Raw genomic sequence first — 3,809 nt, forward strand, 5'->3', positions numbered from 1 at the left:
GGCTCGGGTGTAGGCGTCGGCGGACTGGAGGTAGTGGGTGCGGGCCTCGGCGGGGCGAGCGGCGTCCTGGTGGGCGATGGCCAGGTTGTAGAGGGTGTGGCCCGTCCTGTACCAGTCATCGAACTCCCGGAAGCGCTCCAGGGCTTTCTCGTACGCTTCGCCCGCCTCCTCCGTCCGGCCCGCCTCCCATAGGGCGCTGCCGAGGTTGTGCCACGCCCAGGCCTCACCGTGGCGATCTCCGACGGTCTGATACAGGTCGCGGGCGCGGGTGTGGGCGCCGATGGCCTCCTCCGTCCGGCCTGCCTCTCCCAGGACGCTGCCGAGGTTGTCCCACGTAATGGCCTCGTGGCGGCGGTCCCCCACGGTCTGGTACAGGTCGCGGGCGCGGGTGTTGGCGTCGATGGCCTCCTCCGTCCGGCCTGCCACCTGCAGGGCGCTGCCGAGACCATTCCACGCTATGGCCTCGCTGTGGCGGTCCCCGACGGTCTGGTACAGGTCGCGGGCGCGGGTGTGGGCGTCGATGGCCTCCTCGGTCCGGTCCGCCTGCTGCAGGGCGTTGCCGAGACTGTTCCACGCGCTGGCCTCACCCTTCTGGTTACCGGCGCGGTGGGCGGCCTCCCGCGCGAGATCGCAGACCGTGATCAAGTCGTCGAAGGAGCGCCGCCAGTCCAGATACTCCGCCAGACACTCGGCCAGCCGTACCGCCATGTCCGCGTACCGCTCCTCCCGCGCCCACTGCACCACCGCCACCAACCCAGCCCGCTCGGCATCCAGCCACGCCAGCGCCCCCGCCCGGTCCGCAAACCGTTCCGGCACAGGCATCCCCGGCAACCACCGCAACCAGTCATCCGCGGCATCCGCCCACCGGCAGTAGAACTCCAGCACCCGCTCACGCGCCGCCTCCCCGTCCTCCCGCAGTCCCGCATCCGCCTCAACCACACCCACCCCAAACGCCCGCACCAGGTCATGCAATCGCCACCGCCCACGCCCACTCCCCCGCTCAACAAGATGGGCGCGGGACAACGCATCGAGCACACGCACCGGCGCAGTGTCCGCCCCGTCCAGCACGGCGACGACCTCGGCCGTCACCTCGGGCCCCGGAGCCAGAGCCAACAGCCTCAGCAACCGGGCCTGTTCAGCTGGCAGACGCTGGTACGACAGGTCAAAGGTGGCACGCACACTGCGCTCACCGTCGTCAAGGTGCTGGAGTCGGTCACCGGACTCAGCGAGTCCCGCCACGAGTTCGGCCACGGGCTTGTCCCGGTCGAGGACGAGTAAGGCCCCGGCGATCTGAAGAGCCAGGGGCAAATACCCACAGAGCAAGGCGAGTTCGACTGCCGCCTCGCCTTCATTCGCCACCCGCGCATCATCCCGAGCGGCAATCCGCAACGCCCGGTCCAGAAGGTCGTACGCCTCCTCCGGACTCAGCTCCCCCAACGGCAGGAGCCGCGCCCCCAGTTGGGGCAACTTACTCCGCGAGGTGGCAAGCAACCGGTGCCGTGCACCCCCGGGATGCAACGGACGCACCTGTTCCGCCGAGGACGCGTTGTCGGCCAGGACCAGCACCGCCCCCAACTCCCGCTCCCGCGCCCGAAGCACCGACCGGTACAGCGCAGCCCGCGCATCAACCCCGTTGGGAATGTGCTCCGGAGGCGTCCCCAGACCCCTCAGCAGAGTCTCCAGCGCCTGTTCCGCCGTAACGCGATCATCGTCGTACCCATGGAGATTGACGAAGAGCACCCCACCCGGGAACCACCCCTTGTCGCAGGCTTCATGCACCGCCTCCACCGCGAGCGCGGTCTTGCCGATACCGCCGAGCCCGGACACCGCGGCGACCAACACAGCTCCCGGCGCCTCGCCTCCATCCGCGTCGAACGCGCCGAGCAGCTCCGCGAGTTGGTCACCACGACCGGTGAACCCGGCGACTTTCGGAGGCAGGGCGTCCAGCGCTGTGGGCGCCGGCCCGTGCTGGTGGTACTCCACCTTCGCGGAGAAGGGCCCGTTGAACTCCCCGCCCCGGAAATCCTGGTGATCCCCGCCGTACTGCTCGCCCATCGCGCCGTCCCCGTGCCGCTGCCCCCGAATCGCGTGCCAACACGGTACGCCTACGGCCCCCGCCCAACACCCGTTCTGGCCAGCCCACTTGGCAGTACCGTGAAGACGTGCCCGACACACCGCCCACAGTCGCCGTCCTGACCGCACAGCCGCTCGAATACACGGCAGTACGTGCCCGCCTGACGGACATCGAGAAGCGGCTACACCCCACCGGCACGCGCGCCGAGACCGGCCAACTCCCAGGCGCCGCCTGGCGCGTGGCCCTGCCGGAGATGGGCGCAGGCACGCGCGGGGCCGCGGCGCTCACCGAGCGGGTGATGTCGTGGTTCAAGCCGGACGCCGTGCTCTTTGGTAAATACGCCCGTAAAGGCTCCAGTTGAGGGCGTCCGCTCCGAACCGTACCCGCGTCAATACGCCGCACTTATGCGAACGGCCCCACCAGCCAAAGCTGGTGGGGCCGCGACGCTACGGTCGGCCCGCCACAATCGACACGAGCTGGCCAAGACTGTCGATGCGCCAGTCCGCCACCGCCACGACCTCGGGGTCATCCGCCCACAGATGCCCCCACGGACCACGGCGGATATGTGCGACGCCCAGCCCCGCCTGCTTGGCGGGGAAGATGTCGTTGGCCGGATGGTCACCGACGTAGACCGTCCGTTCCGGCGCCGCCTGAGCCACCTCAAGTACCCGCCCGAAGAACTTCAGTTGCGGCTTCGCCACGCCCCACTCCCCCGACGTGACGACGAGGTCCACAGGCAGGTCGAGGGCGCGCAGCAACTCTCCGGCGCGGGACGTCTGGTTCCCGGCGACGACGACACGCACCCCGAATTCACGAAGTGCGGACGAGGCCGGGCGGACGTCATCGTAGAGGTCGCTCTCGTCGAGGTACTCGCCTCGCCCAGCCGTTTCGCGAGCGCGGTACTCGGCGGCGATGTCGATACCCGGTCGAAGAAGACGGAGCGCCTCCGCATTGTCCTGGCCCCTCGCCACCACAGCCCCGACGAGCGCGGAGACGGTATGGCGGGGAACGCCCAGCCAGTCGGCCCACGACGCCCAGTACCGGTCGTCTCGGGTGAGCGTCTCGCCGACGTCGAACACGATGGTCTCAATCACCCCTCGAAGCCTAGGCCGTCACGACTCATCAGCGCTGGTTGGCCCGTGATCGGATGACCCGCATGACGACCGCCCCCCGCACCCTCTACCTCTTCGCCTCCGCCGCACCCCCCGCCCTCGACATCGCCAAGGTCATCAAGGACGCCCAGACCCTCAACTTCGACGTATGCCTCGGTCTCACCCCCACCGCCGCCCGCTGGCTCGAACCCCAACTCGGCGAACTGGTCCGGCTGACAGGCCACCCCGTGCGCGGCGAGTACAAAACGCCCGGCGAGCCGGACGTCTGGCCGAAGGCGGGCGTCATCGCGGTCGCGCCGGCGACGTTCAACACGATCAACTCATGGGCGCTGGGCCTCACTCACGACTTCGTGGTCGGTGTCGTCGCCGAGGGCATCGGCAAGGGCATCCCCATCGTCGCCATGCCCTGCGTCAACTCGGCCTACGTACAGCACCGGCAATTCGAGCGCAGCGTCGCCGAGTTGCGCGCCGTGGGCGTCCAACTCCTGTACGGCGAAGGCGGATTCGTGCCGAACCAGCCCGGGCAGGGCCGACCGAAGGAGTTCCCCTGGGAGCTGGTGCTCAATGCCGCCGTAGACGCGGCGCGGACCTGAACGACCTGCCCCACCGTCACCCCCTCCCAC

4 protein-coding genes are annotated in these 3,809 nt (G+C 69.5%); 2 read left to right on the forward strand and 2 right to left on the reverse strand.

The genetic code is table 11. The features are described from left to right. Positions 1-2,055: tetratricopeptide repeat protein (locus AC31A1_RS48395; protein WP_489659427.1), on the reverse strand; the 2,055-nt coding region annotated here is incomplete at its 3' end. A 107-nt stretch (positions 2,056-2,162) separates the two neighbouring features. Here AC31A1_RS48395 and AC31A1_RS48400 point away from each other — a divergent pair. Continuing rightward, positions 2,163-2,435: a hypothetical protein gene (locus AC31A1_RS48400; RefSeq protein WP_489659428.1), complete on the forward strand. Its 273-nt coding sequence runs from the start codon at positions 2,163-2,165 to the stop codon at positions 2,433-2,435. A gap of 85 nt (positions 2,436-2,520) precedes the next feature. Here the strand turns inward: AC31A1_RS48400 and AC31A1_RS48405 are convergent, their stop codons facing one another. Then, positions 2,521-3,168 carry an HAD family hydrolase gene (locus tag AC31A1_RS48405; RefSeq protein ID WP_489659429.1) on the reverse strand — a complete coding sequence of 216 codons (648 nt, stop codon included), beginning with the start codon at positions 3,166-3,168 and terminating at the stop codon, positions 2,521-2,523. Between the two features lie 62 nt (positions 3,169-3,230). On the opposite strand from AC31A1_RS48405, the gene AC31A1_RS48410 reads away from it, so the two are divergent. Continuing rightward, complete coding sequence (locus AC31A1_RS48410; protein ID WP_489659430.1) at positions 3,231-3,779, forward strand: flavoprotein; 549 nt, start codon at positions 3,231-3,233, stop codon at positions 3,777-3,779. Positions 3,780-3,809: the final 30 nt, after the last annotated feature.

This window comes from Streptomyces sp. P5F9, assembly GCF_057961495.1.

Coding starts and splice junctions, on each gene's coding strand:
- AC31A1_RS48410 (WP_489659430.1), top strand. CDS start 3,231: ATGACGACCGCCCCCCGCACCCTCTACCTCTTCGCCTCCGCCGCACCC.